General features: G+C 40.3%; 15 protein-coding genes. 9 read left to right on the forward strand and 6 right to left on the reverse strand.

Features of this window, described 5'->3' with window-relative positions; translation table 11 throughout:
- Positions 1–25 precede the first annotated feature (25 nt).
- The 3 genes from D0S24_RS04620 to uvrA all read right to left on the reverse strand — a co-directional run bounded on the left by D0S24_RS04620 (position 26) and on the right by uvrA (position 6,727).
- On the reverse strand, positions 26–2,872 hold the full coding sequence (locus D0S24_RS04620) for a metalloprotease (RefSeq protein ID WP_251795714.1): 2,847 nt from the start codon (positions 2,870–2,872) through the stop codon (positions 26–28).
- A gap of 11 nt (positions 2,873–2,883) precedes the next feature.
- A complete protein-coding gene (locus D0S24_RS04625; RefSeq protein ID WP_117018703.1) occupies positions 2,884–3,570 on the reverse strand; it encodes a TIGR00730 family Rossman fold protein in 687 nt (228 codons plus the stop codon).
- Positions 3,571–3,886: 316 nt separating this feature from the next.
- Complete coding sequence (uvrA, locus tag D0S24_RS04630) at positions 3,887–6,727, reverse strand: excinuclease ABC subunit UvrA (RefSeq protein WP_117019306.1); 2,841 nt, start codon at positions 6,725–6,727, stop codon at positions 3,887–3,889.
- Positions 6,728–6,847: 120 nt separating this feature from the next.
- Here uvrA and D0S24_RS04635 point away from each other — a divergent pair, with 120 nt between their 5' ends.
- Positions 6,848–7,375 carry a hypothetical protein gene (locus D0S24_RS04635; RefSeq protein ID WP_117018704.1) on the forward strand — a complete coding sequence of 176 codons (528 nt, stop codon included), beginning with the start codon at positions 6,848–6,850 and terminating at the stop codon, positions 7,373–7,375.
- Positions 7,376–7,547: 172 nt separating this feature from the next.
- Here the strand turns inward: D0S24_RS04635 and D0S24_RS04640 are convergent, their stop codons facing one another.
- The gene (locus D0S24_RS04640; protein WP_181938026.1) at positions 7,548–8,267 is read right to left on the reverse strand and encodes a TIGR03915 family putative DNA repair protein; all 720 of its coding nucleotides are present in this window, start codon (positions 8,265–8,267) and stop codon (positions 7,548–7,550) included.
- A gap of 2 nt (positions 8,268–8,269) precedes the next feature.
- Positions 8,270–8,449 (reverse strand): hypothetical protein, encoded by a 180-nt coding sequence (locus D0S24_RS04645; RefSeq protein WP_117018706.1) that lies wholly within the window; start codon positions 8,447–8,449, stop codon positions 8,270–8,272.
- Between the two features lie 163 nt (positions 8,450–8,612).
- Between D0S24_RS04645 and D0S24_RS04650 the strand changes: the two genes are divergently transcribed.
- The 6 genes from D0S24_RS04650 to D0S24_RS04680 all read left to right on the forward strand — a co-directional run bounded on the left by D0S24_RS04650 (position 8,613) and on the right by D0S24_RS04680 (position 15,994).
- On the forward strand, positions 8,613–9,380 hold the full coding sequence (locus D0S24_RS04650; protein ID WP_117019307.1) for a LexA family transcriptional regulator: 768 nt from the start codon (positions 8,613–8,615) through the stop codon (positions 9,378–9,380).
- An 870-nt stretch (positions 9,381–10,250) separates the two neighbouring features.
- Positions 10,251–12,212: a sensor histidine kinase gene (locus D0S24_RS04660; protein ID WP_117018708.1), complete on the forward strand. Its 1,962-nt coding sequence runs from the start codon at positions 10,251–10,253 to the stop codon at positions 12,210–12,212.
- Positions 12,213–12,236: 24 nt separating this feature from the next.
- Positions 12,237–12,917: a metal-dependent hydrolase gene (locus D0S24_RS04665; RefSeq protein ID WP_117018709.1), complete on the forward strand. Its 681-nt coding sequence runs from the start codon at positions 12,237–12,239 to the stop codon at positions 12,915–12,917.
- Between the two features lie 14 nt (positions 12,918–12,931).
- The gene (locus D0S24_RS04670; RefSeq protein ID WP_117018710.1) at positions 12,932–13,984 is read left to right on the forward strand and encodes an o-succinylbenzoate synthase; all 1,053 of its coding nucleotides are present in this window, start codon (positions 12,932–12,934) and stop codon (positions 13,982–13,984) included.
- Positions 13,975–14,934, forward strand: coding sequence for a CPBP family intramembrane glutamic endopeptidase (locus D0S24_RS04675; protein ID WP_117018711.1), 960 nt, complete (start codon positions 13,975–13,977; stop codon positions 14,932–14,934). The genes D0S24_RS04670 and D0S24_RS04675 overlap by 10 nt, the downstream gene beginning before the upstream one ends.
- Positions 14,918–15,994, forward strand: coding sequence for an AMP-binding protein (locus tag D0S24_RS04680; protein WP_117018712.1), 1,077 nt, complete (start codon positions 14,918–14,920; stop codon positions 15,992–15,994). The genes D0S24_RS04675 and D0S24_RS04680 overlap by 17 nt, the downstream gene beginning before the upstream one ends.
- 156 nt (positions 15,995–16,150) lie before the next feature.
- Here the strand turns inward: D0S24_RS04680 and D0S24_RS04685 are convergent, their stop codons facing one another.
- Entirely contained in the window at positions 16,151–17,779 is a 1,629-nt protein-coding gene (locus D0S24_RS04685; RefSeq protein WP_117018713.1) for an acyl-CoA carboxylase subunit beta, read from the reverse strand.
- A gap of 73 nt (positions 17,780–17,852) precedes the next feature.
- Between D0S24_RS04685 and D0S24_RS04690 the strand changes: the two genes are divergently transcribed.
- Both D0S24_RS04690 and D0S24_RS04695 read left to right on the forward strand, forming a co-directional pair.
- Positions 17,853–18,836, forward strand: a complete 984-nt coding sequence (locus D0S24_RS04690) for a Gfo/Idh/MocA family protein (protein ID WP_117018714.1) — start codon at positions 17,853–17,855, stop codon at positions 18,834–18,836.
- 229 nt (positions 18,837–19,065) lie between these two features.
- Positions 19,066–19,248 (forward strand): CAL67264 family membrane protein, encoded by a 183-nt coding sequence (locus D0S24_RS04695; protein WP_026809274.1) that lies wholly within the window; start codon positions 19,066–19,068, stop codon positions 19,246–19,248.
- The last annotated feature ends 88 nt before the right edge of the window (positions 19,249–19,336 follow it).

The raw sequence follows: 19,336 nt of genomic DNA on the forward strand, positions 1-19,336 counted from the left end.
CGATATTTAAGAATATATTAAAGGATTAAAACCATTTCCTAGTAAATAGCCCGGTTAAGGTCCTAGGGCTAAAGGTGATGACAAATCTAATTTTTTGATTGTATTGCGGTTGGGAAACCTCCCAACCCTTGTTCGAGTACAACGGTAAATAAAGTTCAAAATAATCTGTCAGCAAATTTAGTCGAATCCCGGAGTCGTATACAAAACGTTCTTTGGTACCTTTGTTTTTAATAAAACCCATATCCCCGTAAAGTTCTATCCAACGCCAAAGATTTACACTGGTATTAATGGTGGCCATCCAATCGTTTGCATAGGGGTTTTCCAATTTGGATTTAAAACCGCCCTCGGCCACTATAATCTGTTGGCTATAAATGCCAGAGCCTTCCGATCTTCCCAAATAATCATAATCGAACAGGTAGTCCGTGGGCCTATCCAGGGCAAAACTGAAAAAATTGGTACTTCCGGCCGTTTCATTCCTAAGAAACTTGCCCGCGAATAAGCGTACATTAAACTGCCTATTGTTCTCAAATAATTTTCGGTATTCCAATTCATACGCAAGCTTGGTAAATTTATCGGAATACTGCGCATCCAAGGACCAGGATAGGTAATTGATTATATTATTGGTAGTATTATAATATTTTGCGTTGAACACATTATAATCGGGGTCCGATTCCAGTCCCAAATCCTGTAGATTTGGATCTATGTCCCTAAATACGTTAACAGACCTTAATATCAAGGCTTCCCTTTTGTTAAGTAAAAGATTGTTCGGCCTCCATCCGTAACTAATGGAAGGACTCAACGTACTATAGCGGGAATTTTCCTGGAAATGCGAAGTAGAACCCCTTAGGGAATAGTTGGTAACATATAATCCGCTTTTACCGTGGTATTTGCGGAAATTAAAACTTCCGTAACCAACAAAGGTCTTTTCGTTAGGGGCATAGGAAGGGGCCAGATCAAACACGAACGGCCTCTCCAATAGGGTTTTGTTATGCAATCGCATGCCCGGTGATAGTCCGTCATATTTATTGAACCCAAGGACCGGAACGTAAAAGACCTGATTGTAGTAGGGATCCTCGGCATCTTTAAAAAACTGAAACTTAAGTTTTTTATTACTGGAGAAGAAGCCGTTCAGGGACTTCCAGTTATCCCGTTGGTTAAATTCCGGAATGGTCTGATCATAATTTAAAACCAATCTATCTTCCCCCATTTTTGGGATCGTGAAGGCCTGTTCATCGGTAATATCGGTAAACCAATAATTGGATACTACGGTGTCATTTTTTATCCCAAAAAGTGAAATAGGGACATTGGTACCTTGTTTGTTCTTTAAGGTGACCACCAACGAATCTTCCGTTTTTTCCACTTTTTTTATTTTAAAATCGATTTTTTTGGTAGTGGAGACATATTCGTCAAAAAACCAATTAATATCCTTGTCCGAGTTTTCTACGACAATAAATTTAAAATCTGCCGCCGTGGATGGTTTTAATCTGTAATTGATATAAAATTCCTTTACACTGCGGTCTATGTGTTCCTTGCCAGTATAATCTGCCAAATAGGCCAATCCCAGTCCTGCCTTGTACCTGTTGGCTATTTTTTGATTGAATTTTATAAGCGAATCGTTGGGCGTAGTAAGCGACTGGTCAATATTTTTTCTGGCCGACAGCATGTGGAGCAAAGGATATTGTTCATTAAAATTCAATTTGGCCAAATGAAAATTTCTCACGCCCCAAATTCGGGATAATTTACCCAACAGTTTTTGGTCTGGATAGTATTCCTGCACAAAACCTATCATTAGATAGTTCAGAATGGCATCGCTCACCCATTTTTCATTTCGTGGATCCAAAAACATAGTTTCCCTTATAAAGCTATTGAGGGCAGTTTTTAAAAATTTCATTTCAAACTGAAACTGTGGTTCATAGGGCCTAATAAATCTTGGAAGTTGGTTAATTCCATATAAGGGGTCCTTGTTATAGTCCAATTCGGAGACCAGTAAATGCTTATGTGGAAAATCGCCCAAATTCTCATAAATATACTTTGTTACCCGATTGATGGATATTCCTGAGGATATTTCATCGTACTTCGAAGACTGTAGGTCGGTCAAAATGGTAATATTCGGGGTTATGTGCTTTACAAATTGTTTGGATGGCCTTATGATTATTTCTCCATTCTTTTGATCAATCCCTTGAAAAAATATATGTTGAACATTGCCTTCCCGTTTTTTACCCAATTCATGAAAATTGGATACTGCATATAAATTTTCGGGTACAATAAGTTCTATGGAGGTATTGGCCATATCGGTATAAAGATCTTCCAAATTCTTATTGGAATATAAGTGCCATTCCCCATCATAAACGGCAGGGGTAAAGTACCAATCCTTTAAATAATACCCTCCCTTATTATCATATCCGTAGGTAGTAAATTTATCCGATGGCAATTTAACCTTATAGGTTGCAAATACCTTGGTAGATTCCTCTGGTGGCAGGGGATGGTTTAGGGTAATTTTAATAATGTCATTTTCAGGGCCATACTCCCAGTCCAACCCCTGGTAATTATGGTCAACGGTACTGGTAATTTTGGTATATCCCCTTTCATCATCCTTGGCAAGGTGCAATCCCTTTTTAAATTCTTCCGAGAATCTTTTTGCCAAAGCGGTGTTCTTGTTGGCATAGGCATTGGCCCAATTATTAAAGTAAACAAATTGCAGGGTGTCCTTGGAACTATTCTTGTAAATAATTTCCTGTTGAATGTTGAAGGTCTTGTTTTCTACATCCAAGGTGGCGGAGAGTTTATTGGAATGTTGGGCTATGGAAAAACCATTGATGGATAAAATTAACAGCAATAAAATGGGTTTTCGAATGTATTCCAACTTTTTCAAATATTTAGTGATTAGAAATTAGGGCTCAATGTATTTCCTTTGTAAAAGGAATCTATGATTTCCACCACTTCCTTTTCGGTGTCCACTATTTGTATTAAATCCAGATCCTTAGGGCTAATATTCCCCATTTTTAACATAACATCCTTTACCCAATCCATTAGACCGTTCCAAAATTCCGAGCCCACCAAAATAATAGGGAATTTTTCAATTTTGTTGGTTTGGATCAGTGTAATTGCTTCGAAAAGTTCATCCAAGGTACCAAAACCGCCGGGCATGACCACAAAGCCTTGGGAATATTTAACGAACATCACCTTACGGACAAAGAAATAATCAAAATCCAAACTCTTATCCCCATCAATATAGGGATTGTCATGTTGTTCAAAAGGTAGATCAATGTTCAGTCCAACGGAGGTACCCCCTGCCAAATGTGCCCCTCTATTCCCCGCCTCCATTATTCCCGGCCCTCCACCGGTAATTATTCCATAACCGGCTTCGGAAATACTCTGGGCCACACGGACCGCCAATTCATAGTATGGATCCCCTGGTTTTGTACGCGCAGAACCAAATACAGAAACACATGGGCCGATGGCGCTCATTTTTTCAAATCCGTTGACAAACTCGCCCATAATCTTGAATAGGGCCCAGGAATCGTTTGTCTTAATTTCGTTCCATCCTTTGTGATGCTGTTCTTTTCTCATGTTATTATCCAAAATCAATTTATACTATCGTTTTCATTAACTAATAATGCCGTTTTGAAGAAAATAGTATCATTTAATATAGAACTTATTCAAACTTTCCCCAATTGGCTAAAACCCGCCTGACCAAGAACGGGCAGGAATCGCTCTTTTTTGCCCATTTTTCACTTTTCCTGCCTGCCTGTCAGCAGGTTGTTGTTCCGTAGCCCTGCTATGCAACTCAAAAAGAACTGCAATTAAACAAAAAAAATCTGATTCCTGCCCGTACCGGATCGGGCGGGTTCGCTTCGATCAGAAAAGTTTAAAGGAGTTCAGAAAGTTAATTTTGTAGCTCCAATTCCTTTCTCAAAAATTTTGAGGTGTAGCTCTTTTTATCAAGGGCCACTTCTTCCGGAGTACCTTCAGCAACTAACATGCCACCATTGCGACCTCCTTCGTAACCAATATCGATGATATGGTCTACCATTTTTATAACATCCATATTGTGTTCAATGACCAGAACGGTATTTCCCTTGTTTACAAGCTTGTTTAGCACCTGCATCAGTACCCTGACATCCTCAAAGTGTAGTCCGGTCGTTGGTTCGTCCAAAATATAAAAGGTATTCCCCGTGTCCCTTTTGGATAGTTCCGTTGCCAACTTGATGCGTTGTGCTTCTCCTCCCGATAAGGTGGTAGATTGCTGTCCCAAGGAAATGTACCCCAATCCCACATCCTGTATGGTCTTTAATTTTCGATAGATCTTGGGGATATTCCCAAAAAATTCAACAGACTCGTTAATGGTCATTTCCAATACGTCGGCTATGGATTTGCCCTTATATCTTATCTCCAAGGTTTCCCTGTTAAAACGTTTCCCGTTACACGTCTCACAATCCACATACACATCGGGAAGGAAGTTCATTTCGATAACCCTTAGACCTCCTCCTTGACAAGTCTCACATCGTCCCCCGGCAACATTAAAACTAAAACGTCCAGGCTTGTACCCTCTAATGGAGGCTTCCTGGGTCATTGCAAAAAGCGACCTAATTTCGCTGAATACACCGGTGTAGGTAGCCGGATTGGATCGGGGCGTTCTTCCAATAGGGGACTGGTTAATATCTATTACCTTGTCCAAATGTTCCAGGCCCTTGATTTCCTTGTAGGGCATAGGGACCTTTACCCCATTAAAATAATGGGCATTTAAAATTGGGTATAGGGTTTCGTTGATGAGGGTAGATTTTCCACTGCCGGAAACCCCTGTAACTCCTATCATTTTTCCCAAAGGGAAACGTACCGAAACATTTTTAAGATTATTTCCGGAACACCCTGATAATTCCAAGATATATCCATTTCCTTCCCTCCGCTTTTTTGGAACTACTATTTTTAATTTTCCGGAGATATAATCTGCCGTTAGGGTATTATGGTTTTTTAGATCTGAAGGTTTCCCTTCGGAAATTATTTCCCCACCATGTTTTCCTGCTTTTGGTCCAATGTCTATTACATGGTCCGCACGTTCTATCATATCGCGGTCATGTTCTACCACAATGACCGAATTACCAAGGTCTCTGAGCGATTCCAAAGACTTTATTAAACGCTCGTTATCCCTTTGGTGCAAACCAATACTGGGTTCGTCCAAAATATAAAGAACACCGACCAATTGCGACCCAATTTGGGTGGCCAACCTAATACGCTGTGCCTCGCCACCTGAGAGCGATTTACTACTTCTGTTCAAGGAGAGGTAATCCAGGCCAACATCCAAGAGAAATTGGACCCTTGTTTTGATTTCCTTTATTATTTCCTCGGCAATTTTTAATTGATTGCCCTCCAATTTTTTCTCCAGACCCTTAAAGAAATCGGCCAATTCTGCAATATCTAAATTGGACAGATCGGCAATATTTTTGTTGTCTATTTTAAAATTCAGGGACTCTTTTTTTAACCTGCTGCCATCACAGGTGGGACATTTAATTTTGTCCATGTATTCCTTGGCCCAACGTTTAATAGTAGTGGAGTTGGCCTCGTTGAACTGACTTTTTATAAAATTGGAGATGCCTTCGTAATCTATTTTGTAGATGCGCTTTACCCCCAATGTTTTCGATTCTACCTCAAAACTTTCCTTACCCCCATATAGCAGTACTTGAATGGCCTCTTCGGGTACTTTGAAAATTGGGGAAGTAAGTTCAAAGTTATATCGTTGCGCAATGGTCTCTATCTGTTTAAAGGCCCAGGAATTTTTATATTCGCCCAGGGGTGCAATACCACCTCCTTTTATGGATAGGCTTTTGTTAGGGAAAATTTTGTTTTCATTTACCTCATAAATATGGCCAAGGCCATTGCAATCGGGACACATACCCTTTGGCGAATTAAAGGAAAAGGTATTGGGTTCGGGCGAAGGGTATGAAATTCCAGTAGTGGGACACATTAGGTCCCTACTGAAATATCGCGGCACTTCGGCTCCTTCCTCCAAGATCATCAATACATTGTCACCACTGTACATGGCCGTATTGATTGTTTCCGAAATACGTTTGTCCAGTTCGGCACTTTCTTCAATCTTGAGTCGGTCAATAACGATTTCAATATCATGGGTCTTATAGCGGTCAACTTTCATGCCTTTTACAATGTCCCTGATTTCCCCGTCTACCCTTACCTTGACGAAACCTTGTTTGGCAATCTGTTCGAACAGTTCCCTATAGTGGCCTTTTCTGGATTTTATGATAGGGGCCAGTATATTTATTTTCTTGCCCTTATAGGAAGTTATGATCAATTCCATTATCTGTGCATCATCATAGCTTACCATCTTTTCTCCTGTACGGTAACTATAGGCATCGCCTGCCCTTGCAAACAAAAGCCTCAGGAAGTCATAGATTTCGGTAATGGTACCTACGGTGGACCTTGGGGATTTTGAAGTGGTCTTCTGCTCTATGGCAATTACTGGTGAAAGTCCATCTATCTTGTCCACATCCGGCCGCTCCAATCCGCCCAAAAACTGTCGGGCATAGGCCGAAAAAGTCTCGATATAGCGTCTTTGGCCTTCGGCATAAATGGTATCAAAGGCCAGGGATGATTTGCCGCTTCCCGAAAGTCCGGTAATGACCACCAGCTTTTCACGGGGTATGGTAACATCTATATTCTTAAGGTTATGCACTCTAGCGCCTTTAACCTCAATATTCTCTTCGTAATGGATCATTTTCATAGCAGTCTGCGAAGTTACGACTTTGACTTCTAAAAATGAAGTAGGTAGTATTTAGTTTTTTGTAGATTAAATACATAGCTATAAATTAGCGTTCTTAATTTAAAATATTTTGAAATGCAGCTTTTAGGAATAGGTTCACGAATTGATCATAGCGAATTCGGAAAAGGGGTCGTTACCAATGTTACGTCCAAACATTATTGGGTTACTTTTATGGACAATGGTTTGGAAACCATAGATTTGGATTCTGATTTTGAAGTTATAGAAGCTGTGGAGGACGAGGTGGATACCATAAGTTTTTCTGAAGTGGAACAATCGCTGATCTCTATATTGAAGCGCTGGAGCGATGCCAGTTCCATTACGCCGATTGCCGACAAATGGAAGGGCGGGAATATAATTTTAAAACCTGGGGATGCCAATTTATCCGAGAAGGAAATCCCAATGGATACCTTTTTTCATAAAATAGTCATGATCAGGGACCGGATTAGGGTCATGGAGCAGAAAATAAACAGCAGTAATAATTTGGATGATCAGGAAAAAGTGGACCTGCAACAGTATATAACCCGGATTTATGGAAGCCTAACCACATTTAACGTGCTTTTTAAAAATCAAAGCGATAATTTTGTGGGGGAGAAAACCAGATAATGCAACAGGAGTGGGCAGTTACAGTTTTCAGTAGGCAGTGGCAGCTGGCAGGAAGAAGGTTCAGTGCCCTCGAGTCGAGAAGTCATTTCACGGTTAACTTAACACTGGTTGGAGGTACCTAAATAAAGGCCAATAAATAGAGAAAGCCGATCCCTTTTCAACTCAACACTGATTATACGGCCTTCTTTTCATTTACCATTGCCATTCGGTGTTGTACGGAATATGGTGAATGTGGGTGCAACTTATTATTTATCAGTTGTTTTATATTAGTGTGGGCAATGTTGCCGGTACCATCATAAGCCGATAATTCCAAGGAAATAATTTCTACGGTATAACGATTGTAATAAATGGCATACTTCCTTTTCCGATCGTAGACCATAAATTCCTGACCATAAAATTTAGACCTAAAATATTTGGAAATAAGAGGCAGTACATCGAAATCGGGGGAAACATTGGAAAAAAAGATCTGGTCTTGTGATATTTCAAAATTCGCAATGGCCTCTATTCTATGTTTTTCACGGGCCACCATTCTGGAGTGTTGCTGAATTTTTAAAACAATTTCCGATATTCCATCAATAGGGTTTTCATCGGGATTGGCATACATAGAGCGGATGTACTGGTAAAGAAGAAGCTCAATGCCTTTGGTCTCACTCAAAAAGGCAAAATAAATGGACTTAATGGCCGCATTGTTTTTGTTCTGTATGCTGTTCCAAACCCGCCTGGCCTTGGCCATCTCGGTAAAAATAGTTATCGCCTCAGAAAACAGCCCCTTTTGAAGCTCTCTGTTTTTTTGGATATCCGCTACCGGGATCCTCTCCTCAAAAATTTTGAAAACCGTAGTTAAAAAACCATTAAAACTGCCGTCGTAAATTAAAATTTTGGGATTTTCCATAATCATTCAAATAAACTGAGTTGTACACTTGATTCCTTTTTTAAACGCCTTCTTTTCGTTTTTAACAAATGACCTTTGGCCAGGCCATTCCCGTTCTTTGGATTAACCGAGACAAAGTGACTGTCCTCCATCCCGGAAAACGCCAGACTACTTAATTTTTGATGCAGATCTTCCAAAGTCATTTTTTTGGTATTTGTAATTATTCCAAATATATGGATAAATTCCTAATTATGGAAATATTCCAGTATTTTTTTTGGATATATTCCAAAAACCGTATATTTGGAGCTAATCTATATGGACAAAGGGCCATACTTATATGGACAATATGAAATTAAAACCTGTACTATGAACGAGGATATGGAAATTGTGACCAAGCGTTTTACCGATTTACGACGGGATTTGGGATATACCCAATCAGATTTTGCCCACTTGCTCGGAATTTCAAATACCACGGCGGACATTGAAAGGGGCCGTACCAAATTATCGGGAAAGGTGGTGGCCGAATTGCTAAAACAATTTAAAATAAACCCACTTTGGCTATTTGGCGAAAGTTCACAAAAATATTTATCGGTCACCAATATCAGTGTTATTCCCAAAGTGGTTACGGTAAATTCATCCGAAAACGAGAATATGGTATTGGTGAACGCAAAAGCTGCGGCAGGATACCCCCAGAACATTCAGGACACCAGTTGGTACAAACAACTTCCCGCCTTTGATATTCCCTTGCCAGAGTTCAGAAATGCCACTTATAGGGGTTTCCAAATTGAAGGGGACAGTATGCTGCCCAATCTGAAGCCAGGGGAATGGGTTTTGGCCAGGGCCATGGAAGGACTAAAGGATATTAACTCCAATAAAATTTACGTGGTGGTATTACAGGACGCAATTTTGGTAAAGAAAATTGAAAAATCTCCCGATCCGGCCATAATTTCCTTAATTTCCATAAATGAAAACTATCCTCCATACAGCGTTAACACAGAAGACCTACAAGAACTTTGGCAGGTTAGCAGCAAAATAACCTTTGGTGTGGACGCAACTTCCGAAAAAGGATTGCTAAGGCAACTGCAGGAATCCATGGATGAACTAAAAAATCAATTGAAGAAGGTCAATAATTAATAAAGCCTTATTTTTGGTCCAGGATCATTAAAATGGGTATGCCAATTTTTAGAAAGCTGTTTTCTGTATTAAGAAATTCTGGAATTTTATGATCACTGCTTGCATCGCTTAGGATAGGTAAAGATCCATCTTGTAGTTTCTTTCGTAAAATAGGATAAGCCCTTTTTCCGAACTGTTTTTCTTACAGGTCTTTTATTAGGTAAAATGTGCAATTTCTTCGATGAAATACAAAACAGTTTTCAATTTACAGCTTTCACAACAAGATCTTGGCGTTACACAACAAAATTCTAAATTTCATATTATAAGCACCTATTTTTGAAATGATAAAGAATCCCAAATCTTATCATTACATATAAAAAAAGGCTGTGCAATTAAATTGTATTGCCTTTTTTATTTTTAAATCTTACTAACAACATAAAAAAGCGTAGGATAAGATATTGATTAACATGTCCATAAATTACATAGAAACTGTTTGAATTTTGTTTTTGGAATATTTTATAGTGTATTTCTGCCTGCCGGCAGGCAGGTTTTCGTAAGGCGAGGGTATTTTAAGGTACATAGCCATAGCTACGGACCGAAAAATAGCTGAAGCATGGTAGGACCGAACGTTAAGAAAACAGCTGGTAGCTGTTTTTAGTGATGGGGCCAGCTGGCGCAAGGGCACTAAAAGAACCAAAGGATAAAACTTAAACAGCTTCTTAATTTGATTTGTGCCGTTTTCGGACAAGGAACGGCAATTATAATTAGGATATACGGGGTACAACAATAACCCTGCTTTGGCGTTTGTAGTTATGAGATCCAATACCAAAGGGCTTATATATTATTAAAAAGACCAAAAAATTATTAGAACATATAGATAACAATTAAACAATGGTGAAGTCTTTTAATAAAATGTTCGTTTCATTAATGATTTTTTCATTGTGTTTAAGGTATTCGGCTGCCCAAGATCCTTCCGCCAAACCCGACTATTTTCAGGAGTTCCAAAATAAGAAAGGGGCCCATGAAAGATTCGATTATTTCTTTAGTATTCCCAATCGCTATCTCGAAGATTCGGCCTATGACTGGCAGGCAGCGGTAAATGTGTATCACAACAACTCCCAAAAAATAAAGGATTCCATGAGCATTACCAAGTATGAGCTTATGCAATCCCAGCTTTATTATGATATAGGCGATTTTAGCAAAAGTGTGGCCATAGCAAACCAACTGCACAAGAAAATTGAAAATTTGGACCTGCCATCCAAAAATATACTGCTGGATCTAATTGACAATAATTATGCAAAATTGGGGTTGTACGATCGGCAATTTGAAATTAGGAATGAGAAAAAGAACCTAGGCTTAACGGATAAGGTTATTTTCTATGATATCTACTCCAACCTCGGACTTCATAGAAAGGCCATGGACGACTATATTAAGGACAAGTTGAAGACCATACGGGAGGATGACTATTTTGGCCAGGCAGAATACCAGAGCAATGTTGGAAACTATCTTCTTTTGGATATGTCCATTCCCACCGCTTTAACTTATTATAAGAAGGCAAAAGGCTTTATAGATGTATACTTGAACGATATTAGTAAGGAGAAAACAGAGCAGGAAATAAGCAGCGGCAATTTGTTGAAGGCCAGTATTGAAGGGAATATTGGTAAATGCCATGCGCTGCTCAAGGAATACGATATTGCCATCCCGTATTTGGAAAATTCCATTAATTTGATCAATGAGTACAACAAGGGCAAATTCTCGTCGGAAAAGGTGGAAAGCACTTTGGAACTGGCAGACTGCTATTTGCAAAAAGAAGATTATGTAAAGGCCAAGGAGTATCTTTTAAATGGGCTGGATCCTGTGAAAATAGAAAATATCCTTAGAAGCAACAGATTATTGGCGGCATATTATGACCGTATAGGCGATTATAAAAATTCGGTCGACTATTTAAAAAGAAACGTACGCATCAGGGATTCTTTAAACAGAAATGAATCCTCCATGAAAAAGCAGCAGTTGGCCGCTGTGGCCGGACAGGAAATAGAGTACTCCAAAAAAATGATGGAGCAGCAAAAAAAAGACCTGGAGCAATCCCGGAGCGATTTACAGGCCAAGGAGGAAAGGATAAACATTGTTTTTATATCTTTGATATTTACGTTGTTGGGATTTGCGGGATTGGTCTTTGCCTATTTGAAAAGTATAAAGAACCAGCGACTCATTGCAGATCAAAAGCGTATAATCGAGGCTTCATTGGTAGAAAAGGATTCGCTTTTAAAGGAAATTCACCATAGGGTTAAAAACAACCTTCAGATGGTTTCCAGCCTGCTTAGCCTACAAACAAAAAATACCCGTAGCAAAGCAGCTATCGAAGCTTTGGAAGAAGGTAAGAGCAGGGTAAAGGCGATGGCACTTATCCATCAAAAATTATATCAGAACGATGATCTCTCCGTAATAGAAATGCAGGGATATATAGAAAGCCTTATCAACAGTGTACAATCGGTCTACAAAAAAGGGGGGCACAATATAAATATAACCATTGATGCAGAAGGCGTTGAGTTGGATATTGATAGGGCAATTCCCTTCGGACTTATTTTAAATGAATTGGTTTCCAATTCATTTAAATATGCCTTTCCCGAAGATGACGAAAATGGAAAAATTTATATTCATTTGAGGAAAAATGGGGGGCAGGGCTATTTTGAGTATACGGATAATGGCATCGGACTGCCCGAGGATACGGATGACAGGGCCAATTCCTCCATGGGCATAAGGTTAATGAATCGTTTGGTTAACCAGCTTCAATCTTCTTTAAATATTGATAAAACATCGGAAGGAGTTCGTTTTTGGTTCAATTTTAAATAAATTTGAACAAAAACAGTCCGACCCATGCAAATTACTTATCTAGGCCATTCCTCCTTACTAATTGTAACGGCAGGAAAAAAACTATTGGTAGACCCATTTATTTCAGGAAATGAAAAGGCCAATGGCAAAATAGACATTAATGATTTAAATCCCGATTATATCCTGGTTACCCACGCCCATCAGGACCACACCTTGGATGTAGAGGAAATTGGAAAAAGGAACAATTCCACCGTGGTGAGCAATTTTGAAATTGCCACCTATTATGAAAATAAAGGGCTAAAAGCCCATCCCATGAACCATGGAGGAAATTGGAAGTTCAATTTCGGCAGCCTAAAATATGTAAATGCCATTCATACCTCTTCTTTTCCTGATGGGACTTATGGCGGCCAGCCTGGGGGATTTATTCTATCTTCCGAAGGGAAACAAATTTATATAGCGGGAGACACCGCCCTGACCATGGATATGAAGCTTATTCCGATGTCCTTTAAACTGGATCTTGCCGTATTGCCCATTGGCGATAACTTTACTATGGGAATCGATGAGGCCATCACAGCATCCAATTTTATAGAGTGCAACAAAATAATGGGCTGTCATTATGATACTTTTGGTTATATAAAAATCGATCATACAGAAGCCGTGCAAAAATTTTTCAAAGCTGAAAAGGAATTAAGGCTACTGGAAATAGGGGAGTCCATAATGGTATAACCCAATTGTATTTCATGAAAGCGACCTACAAAAAATACATTCTGGAATTCAAACGCCCCAGTGGTACTTCCAGGGGTGTTCTGACCCATAAAGAAACCTACTTTATGATTTTGGAACATGATAAAAAATTAGGAATTGGGGAATGTAGTATTTTAAGGGGCTTAAGTGTTGATGATGTTCCAGATTATGAGGAAACGCTCAAATGGACCTGTAAGAACATTAGTTTGGGTAAAGACCGGCTTTGGGAGATTTTGATGCCGTATCCAAGTATTCAATTTGGGGTGGAACAAGCCTTTTTATCCCTAAATTCCAAAGATCCCTTTTTACTTTATCCTTCAGAATTCACCCAAAACAAAAGCTCCATAGCAATTAATGGTCTTATTTGGATGGGAGATGAACATTTTATGCATCAACAGATCCAACAAAAATTAAGGGAAGGTTTCAAATGTTTAAAATTAAAAATTGGTGCCATCGATTTTGAGAAGGAGATATCCCTTTTAAAATCTATTCGAAACAAGTACAATGAAAAAGAGATTGAACTAAGGGTCGATGCCAATGGGGCATTCCTTCCTTCCGAGGCCATGCATAAATTGGAACGCCTTTCCTCTTTTGGCCTACACTCCATAGAGCAGCCTATAAAGGCGGGCCAAGTCAATGAAATGGGGGAGTTGTGCTTTAATGCTCCCGTGCCCATAGCTTTGGACGAGGAATTGATAGGGATTTCCGATGTAACGGAAAAGGAAATACTTCTACAAATCATAAGGCCACAGTATATCATTCTCAAGCCAAGTTTGGTCGGAGGGGTTAGGGGAAGTATGGAATGGATCGGAATTGCGGAGAAATTAAATATAAAATGGTGGGTCACCAGTGCCCTGGAAAGCAATATCGGGCTCAATGCCATAGCACAATGGACCTATACCTTGAATAACCCTTTGCCGCAGGGATTGGGTACCGGGGGATTGTACACCAATAATTTTGAATGCCCTTTAAGGGTGAAAAATGGAACGATATCCTATGAACACAGTGGAAATTGGGAAAATAATTTAATAGAGCATATATGTATATAGAACAGGGATATAAAGGAAATCATGAATCTTGGCGATACCTTGTAGGAGTATTGGTCATATTTATTGGCTGGCAACTTTTGGGGTCTATCCCACTACTTGGGGTCCTAATAATTAAATCCTTTGGAGGGGAAACCTTTCCCTCGGATGTTGCCGGTATGTCCAAATTGGTAGGCAGCAATCTATTTCTCTTCCTAATGCTCATTTCTTTTGTATTCGGACTTCTGGCCACCTTTCTTACCGTTAAATTCGTACATAGGCAAAGTATAGTTTCACTTACCACTAGCAGAAAGAAAATTGATTGGAAAAGGGTATTCTTTGCTTTTGGCCTTTGGGGTTTTATTACAATATTGATTACGGGTTTGGACATCTACCTAAGCCCGGAGGATTATGTCTTCAATTTTAAACTGTTGCCCTTTGTTATCTTGAGCCTTATTTCGGTTTTATTGATTCCGCTTCAAACCAGTTTTGAAGAGTATTTTATGCGCGGATATCTAATGCAGGGCATAGGGTTGATGTCGGGCAAAAGATGGGTTCCCTTGGTTATTACCTCTATGATTTTTGGATTGTTGCACCTTTTTAATCCTGAGGTTGATAAATTGGGATATGGAATTATGGTCTATTATATCGGAACTGGATTTTTTCTGGGAATATTAGCGCTGATGGATGAAGGATTGGAATTGGCCATTGGTTTTCATGCGGCTAATAATCTGTTGACCGCTCTTCTGGTAACCGCGGATTGGACCGCATTCCAGACCGAATCCCTCTATCGGGATATATCCGAACCGGAATTGGGCTGGGATGTTTTTGTCCCGGTTTTGGTGATCTATCCCATCCTTTTATATGTATTTTCAAAAAAATACGGATGGACGAATTGGAGGGAGCGCCTTATGGGCGATGTGCGGACTGCTGAAACGGTAATTATAGGGGAAGCAAATGATTCCGACCTTTAGACATATACATCCCAAATTCAAATTTAACGGAATCCATTATAATTTTGGGGATTTACAGGAATTGGCATATAGTCTGGTAAAGGAAGGAATGGATTTTGAAAAGGCCATTGGAAATTTCCTTTTGGATTGGCTGGACGATTTCGATAACCTTGAAGTCCGTACCTCCGGATCTACCGGTACCCCAAAAGTAATTACCTTGAAGAAGGAATATATGGTCAGTTCCGCCCTGGCTACCGGATCCTTCTTTAAAATGGGACCCGGAACAAAAGCCCTTCAATGTCTTTCCGCCGATTATATTGCGGGTAAAATGATGTTGGTCCGGGCCTTGGCCCTAGGCTGGGAATTGGACACTGTAGAACCCTCTTCCAATCCTTTGCAGTGTATATCCAAATGTTACGACTTCGCGGCCATGGTACCCATGCAGGTACAAGGTTCAATATCCCACTTAAATTATATAAGCACTTTAATAATTGGGGGTGCAGCTCTTTCCCCTGAACTGAAATCGGATCTGGGCAAGGTGGAGACCCAACTTTTTGAAACCTATGGAATGACGGAGACCATAACCCATATTGCCGTAAAGGAAATTGCCAAGGATACTGAAGATGGGAATTTCAAGGCCCTTCCAGAAGTTTTTCTTTCCAGGGACCATAGGGATTGCCTAGTGATCGAGGCACCAAAAGTTTCAGACACCATTATAGTGACCAATGATTTGGTAAACCTTATATCGCCCACCGAGTTCCAGTGGTTGGGCAGGTATGACAATGTTATTAATTCTGGGGGGGTAAAACTGATCCCCGAACAATTGGAATCTAAGATGTCCGTCCTGATAAAATCTAGATTTTTTGTAGCGGGTATCCCTGATGCCTTTTTGGGCCAAAAATTGGTATTGGTGGTAGAGGGAAATATGGATAGGAACCAATTGTCCCAAGAAATCAAATCCCTGAACACCATTTCCAAGTTTGAAATTCCCAAAGAAATATTTAGCGTTCCCAAGTTTGAGGAGACCGGTAGTGGAAAGGTAAATAGACCGGAAACATTGGCACTACTAAATTTGCTATAGTTTATTTGAATGGGGTATTACTACATTCAATAATTTCCAAATCCCCAAATTGACACATTTCCAAATCCCCAAATCCCCAAATCCCCAAATCCCCAAATTGACACATTAACAAATTGCTACATTAGTACATTGATACATTGGTTAATTAGTATATTGTCAAACCTGTACCACCCCCATATTAAAGGGTCTTTCAATAGGGGCATGGTTGGCCGCCTCAATACCCATGGAGATCCACTTGCGAGTGTCCAAAGGGTCTATTACCGCGTCCGTCCATAAACGGGAGGCCGCATAATAGGGCGATATCTGCTTGTCATACCCCTGCTTTATTTTATTAAAAAGTTCGTTCTCCTGGGCCTCGGTTATTTTTTCGCCCTTCTTTTTTAGCGATGCCGTTTCTATCTGAAGCAATACTTTGGCCGCGGAATTTCCGCTCATTACCGCCAATTCGGCACTGGGCCAGGCCACGATCAACCTTGGGTCGTAGGCCTTGCCACACATGGCATAATTTCCCGCTCCGTAACTATTTCCTATAACAACGGTAAATTTTGGCACTACGGAATTACTCACCGCATTCACCATTTTGGCCCCGTCCTTAATTATTCCCCCATGTTCACTTTTACTGCCTACCATAAACCCGGTAACGTCCTGTAAAAATACTAAGGGAATTTTCTTTTGGTTGCAATTGGCAATAAAACGGGTAGCCTTATCGGCTGAATCGGAATAAATGACCCCGCCAAATTGCATTTCCCCATTTTTGGTCTTGACCACCTTGCGCTGGTTGGCAACGATACCTACGGCCCACCCATCTATACGGGCATATCCGGTAAGTATGGTTTTACCGTAAGCTTCCTTGTACTGTTCAAAATCGGAATTATCTACCAGCCTATTTATTATTTCCAGCATATCGTATTGTTCGGTCCTCGATTTTGGAATAATACCATAGATGTCATCTTCCCTTTCCTTGGGTTTTACAGCAGGGATCCTGTTGTATCCCGCCTTCTCATAGTCGCCTATTTTGCCCATAATGTTCCTTATGGTATCCAAAGCGTGCTTGTCGTCCTTCGCCTTGTAATCCGTTACCCCGCTAATTTCACAATGGGTAGTGGCACCACCCAAGGTTTCATTGTCGATAACCTCCCCGATCGCTGCCTTTACCAAATAGCTGCCGGCCAAAAAAATACTCCCCGTTTTGTCCACTATCAAGGCCTCATCGCTCATAATGGGAAGATAGGCCCCGCCGGCCACACAACTGCCCATTACAGCTGAAATTTGGGTAATTCCCATACTGCTCATTACAGCATTGTTCCTGAATATTCTTCCAAAGTGTTCCTTATCGGGAAATATTTCATCCTGCATGGGAAGATATACCCCGGCACTATCCACCAAGTAAATAATGGGCAAGCGATTTTCAATGGAAATTTCTTGGGCCCTTAAGTTCTTTTTTGCCGTGATAGGGAACCAAGCCCCCGCTTTCACAGTGGCATCATTGGCCACAACAATACACTGTTTTCCCTGTACATAGCCCATTTTTACAATAACGCCCCCAGACGGACACCCACCATGCTCCTCGTACATGCCATCGCCAACAAAGGCCCCGATTTCAATGACTTCCCTGCCCTTGTCCAATAGTTGATCAATACGCTCCCTGGCACTTAATTTCCCCTTCAAATGTTGTTTTTCCAACTTGATTTTTCCACCACCGAGTTTTACTGTGGCCAGTTTGTTTCTTAAAGTTGATAATAGTAATTTATTGTGGTCTTCGTTCTTGTTGAAGTTGATATCCATGTTGAGATGTCTTTCTTTTGCGCAATAAAGATAAGGAGTTATATTTATTAACTTTTACTAAATGATATGCTAAATGGGCGAAAAAGTAAGGTGGGGAATTATCGGGTTGGGCAACATTGCCCGTAATTTTGTTAAGGACCTGGCTCTGGTGGGCGAGGCTCAAATATATGGAGCAGCCTCAAGAAATTTGGCCAAGGCCAAGGAGTTTGTACTAGAACACAATATTTCAAATGCCTTTGGGAGCTACAGGGAACTTTTGGAGTGCAAGGAAGTGGATGTCGTATATATTGCCACGCCCCACATATTTCATTGCGAGCTATCCATTATGGCCATGGAGCACGGTAAACATGTGCTGTGTGAAAAGCCCATGGGCATAAATAGGGAAGAGGTTAAAAAAATAATCGCGGCAGCCCAAAAAAACAAGGTTTTTTTAATGGAAGCCCTATGGAGCCGTTTCAATCCATCCATCATGAAGGTAAAGCAATTGATAGAAGACGGGGAAATAGGTCCATTGGCCTATCTACATGCGGATTTTGCATTTTATGCCCTGGATAGGGACCTTAAAGGACGGGTATTAAACCCTGAACTGGCCGGAGGCTCTTTATTGGATATCGGTATTTACCCCATTTTTCTTGCTTATTTACTTCTCGGAAAACCGGACCGGATTTTGTCTACCTCCAACTTTCAGGACAATGGTACCGAGGTACAGACTTCAATGATCTTTAAATACGTCAGGGCACAGGCCATACTATATTCAGGATTTACCAGTAGATCGGAAATGAAGGCTGAAATTTCAGGGGAAAGTGGAAGTATATACTTGCCAACAAGATGGCACGAGGCGCAGGGATATATCCTTGAGAGAAATGGGGAAAAAGAGGAATTCAGCTTACCGACTACCGGCAGAGGATATTTTTACGAAATAAATGAGGTTCACCATTGTCTGAAACTAGGGCAGTTGGAAAGCAATATCTGGAGCCATAACAACAGTCTGGATTTAATAAGCTTAATAGACAGTGTGAGAAGTCAAAATGAAATCGTATTTCCTTTTGAGGAATAACTTGTGTTAAACTCCAGGGGAGGCCTTGGATTCCTTTTATGAACCAACCCAAGGGTCGGGGTATAGAACCAGAAAGCCCGCCAAAAAGGTGGGATTCGTTCGACTTTCGTATTTCAAGGAGTGTACGGCTTTTGAAATACGGGTCTCAGGAATAAAGTTTTTTTGCAAGGGGACAATTTCTTGTAAAATTTCCGATATTTGAAGCGCTACAAACCAAACCAGTTAAAAAATGGGAATGAATAAGAATACAGTACTTGCATGGGCAACCTTTATTATGATAATCGTAGGTCTTGCGCTTATAGCGCTGGGTGCTTTTAGATATGATGATGTAGCAGGATGGGGATTTGCTTCCGTGGGAATAGGTTTCTTCGCAATTGCATGGGTTTTTAACGCCTTAAAGGGAAGGGTATAGAACAATTCTTGGCAGCATAATTGTGCTGCGCCAAAGAATCCATAATTGGAAATTGAAAACACCTTACTTCAAACTAAAATAAACGAGT

The sequence above is a fragment of the Arenibacter sp. P308M17 genome (genome assembly GCF_003426735.1).
GTDB lineage: Bacteria > Bacteroidota > Bacteroidia > Flavobacteriales > Flavobacteriaceae > Arenibacter.

Coding starts and splice junctions, on each gene's coding strand:
- uvrA (WP_117019306.1), bottom strand. CDS start 6,727: ATGATCCATTACGAAGAGAATATTGAGGTTAAAGGCGCTAGAGTGCAT.
- D0S24_RS04665 (WP_117018709.1), top strand. CDS start 12,237: ATGCAAATTACTTATCTAGGCCATTCCTCCTTACTAATTGTAACGGCA.
- D0S24_RS04640 (WP_181938026.1), bottom strand. CDS start 8,267: ATGGAAAATCCCAAAATTTTAATTTACGACGGCAGTTTTAATGGTTTT.
- D0S24_RS04660 (WP_117018708.1), top strand. CDS start 10,251: ATGGTGAAGTCTTTTAATAAAATGTTCGTTTCATTAATGATTTTTTCA.
- D0S24_RS04690 (WP_117018714.1), top strand. CDS start 17,853: ATGGGCGAAAAAGTAAGGTGGGGAATTATCGGGTTGGGCAACATTGCC.
- D0S24_RS04625 (WP_117018703.1), bottom strand. CDS start 3,570: ATGAGAAAAGAACAGCATCACAAAGGATGGAACGAAATTAAGACAAAC.
- D0S24_RS04680 (WP_117018712.1), top strand. CDS start 14,918: ATGATTCCGACCTTTAGACATATACATCCCAAATTCAAATTTAACGGA.
- D0S24_RS04650 (WP_117019307.1), top strand. CDS start 8,613: ATGAACGAGGATATGGAAATTGTGACCAAGCGTTTTACCGATTTACGA.
- D0S24_RS04635 (WP_117018704.1), top strand. CDS start 6,848: ATGCAGCTTTTAGGAATAGGTTCACGAATTGATCATAGCGAATTCGGA.
- D0S24_RS04675 (WP_117018711.1), top strand. CDS start 13,975: ATGTATATAGAACAGGGATATAAAGGAAATCATGAATCTTGGCGATAC.
- D0S24_RS04670 (WP_117018710.1), top strand. CDS start 12,932: ATGAAAGCGACCTACAAAAAATACATTCTGGAATTCAAACGCCCCAGT.
- D0S24_RS04695 (WP_026809274.1), top strand. CDS start 19,066: ATGGGAATGAATAAGAATACAGTACTTGCATGGGCAACCTTTATTATG.
- D0S24_RS04685 (WP_117018713.1), bottom strand. CDS start 17,779: ATGGATATCAACTTCAACAAGAACGAAGACCACAATAAATTACTATTA.
- D0S24_RS04645 (WP_117018706.1), bottom strand. CDS start 8,449: ATGACTTTGGAAGATCTGCATCAAAAATTAAGTAGTCTGGCGTTTTCC.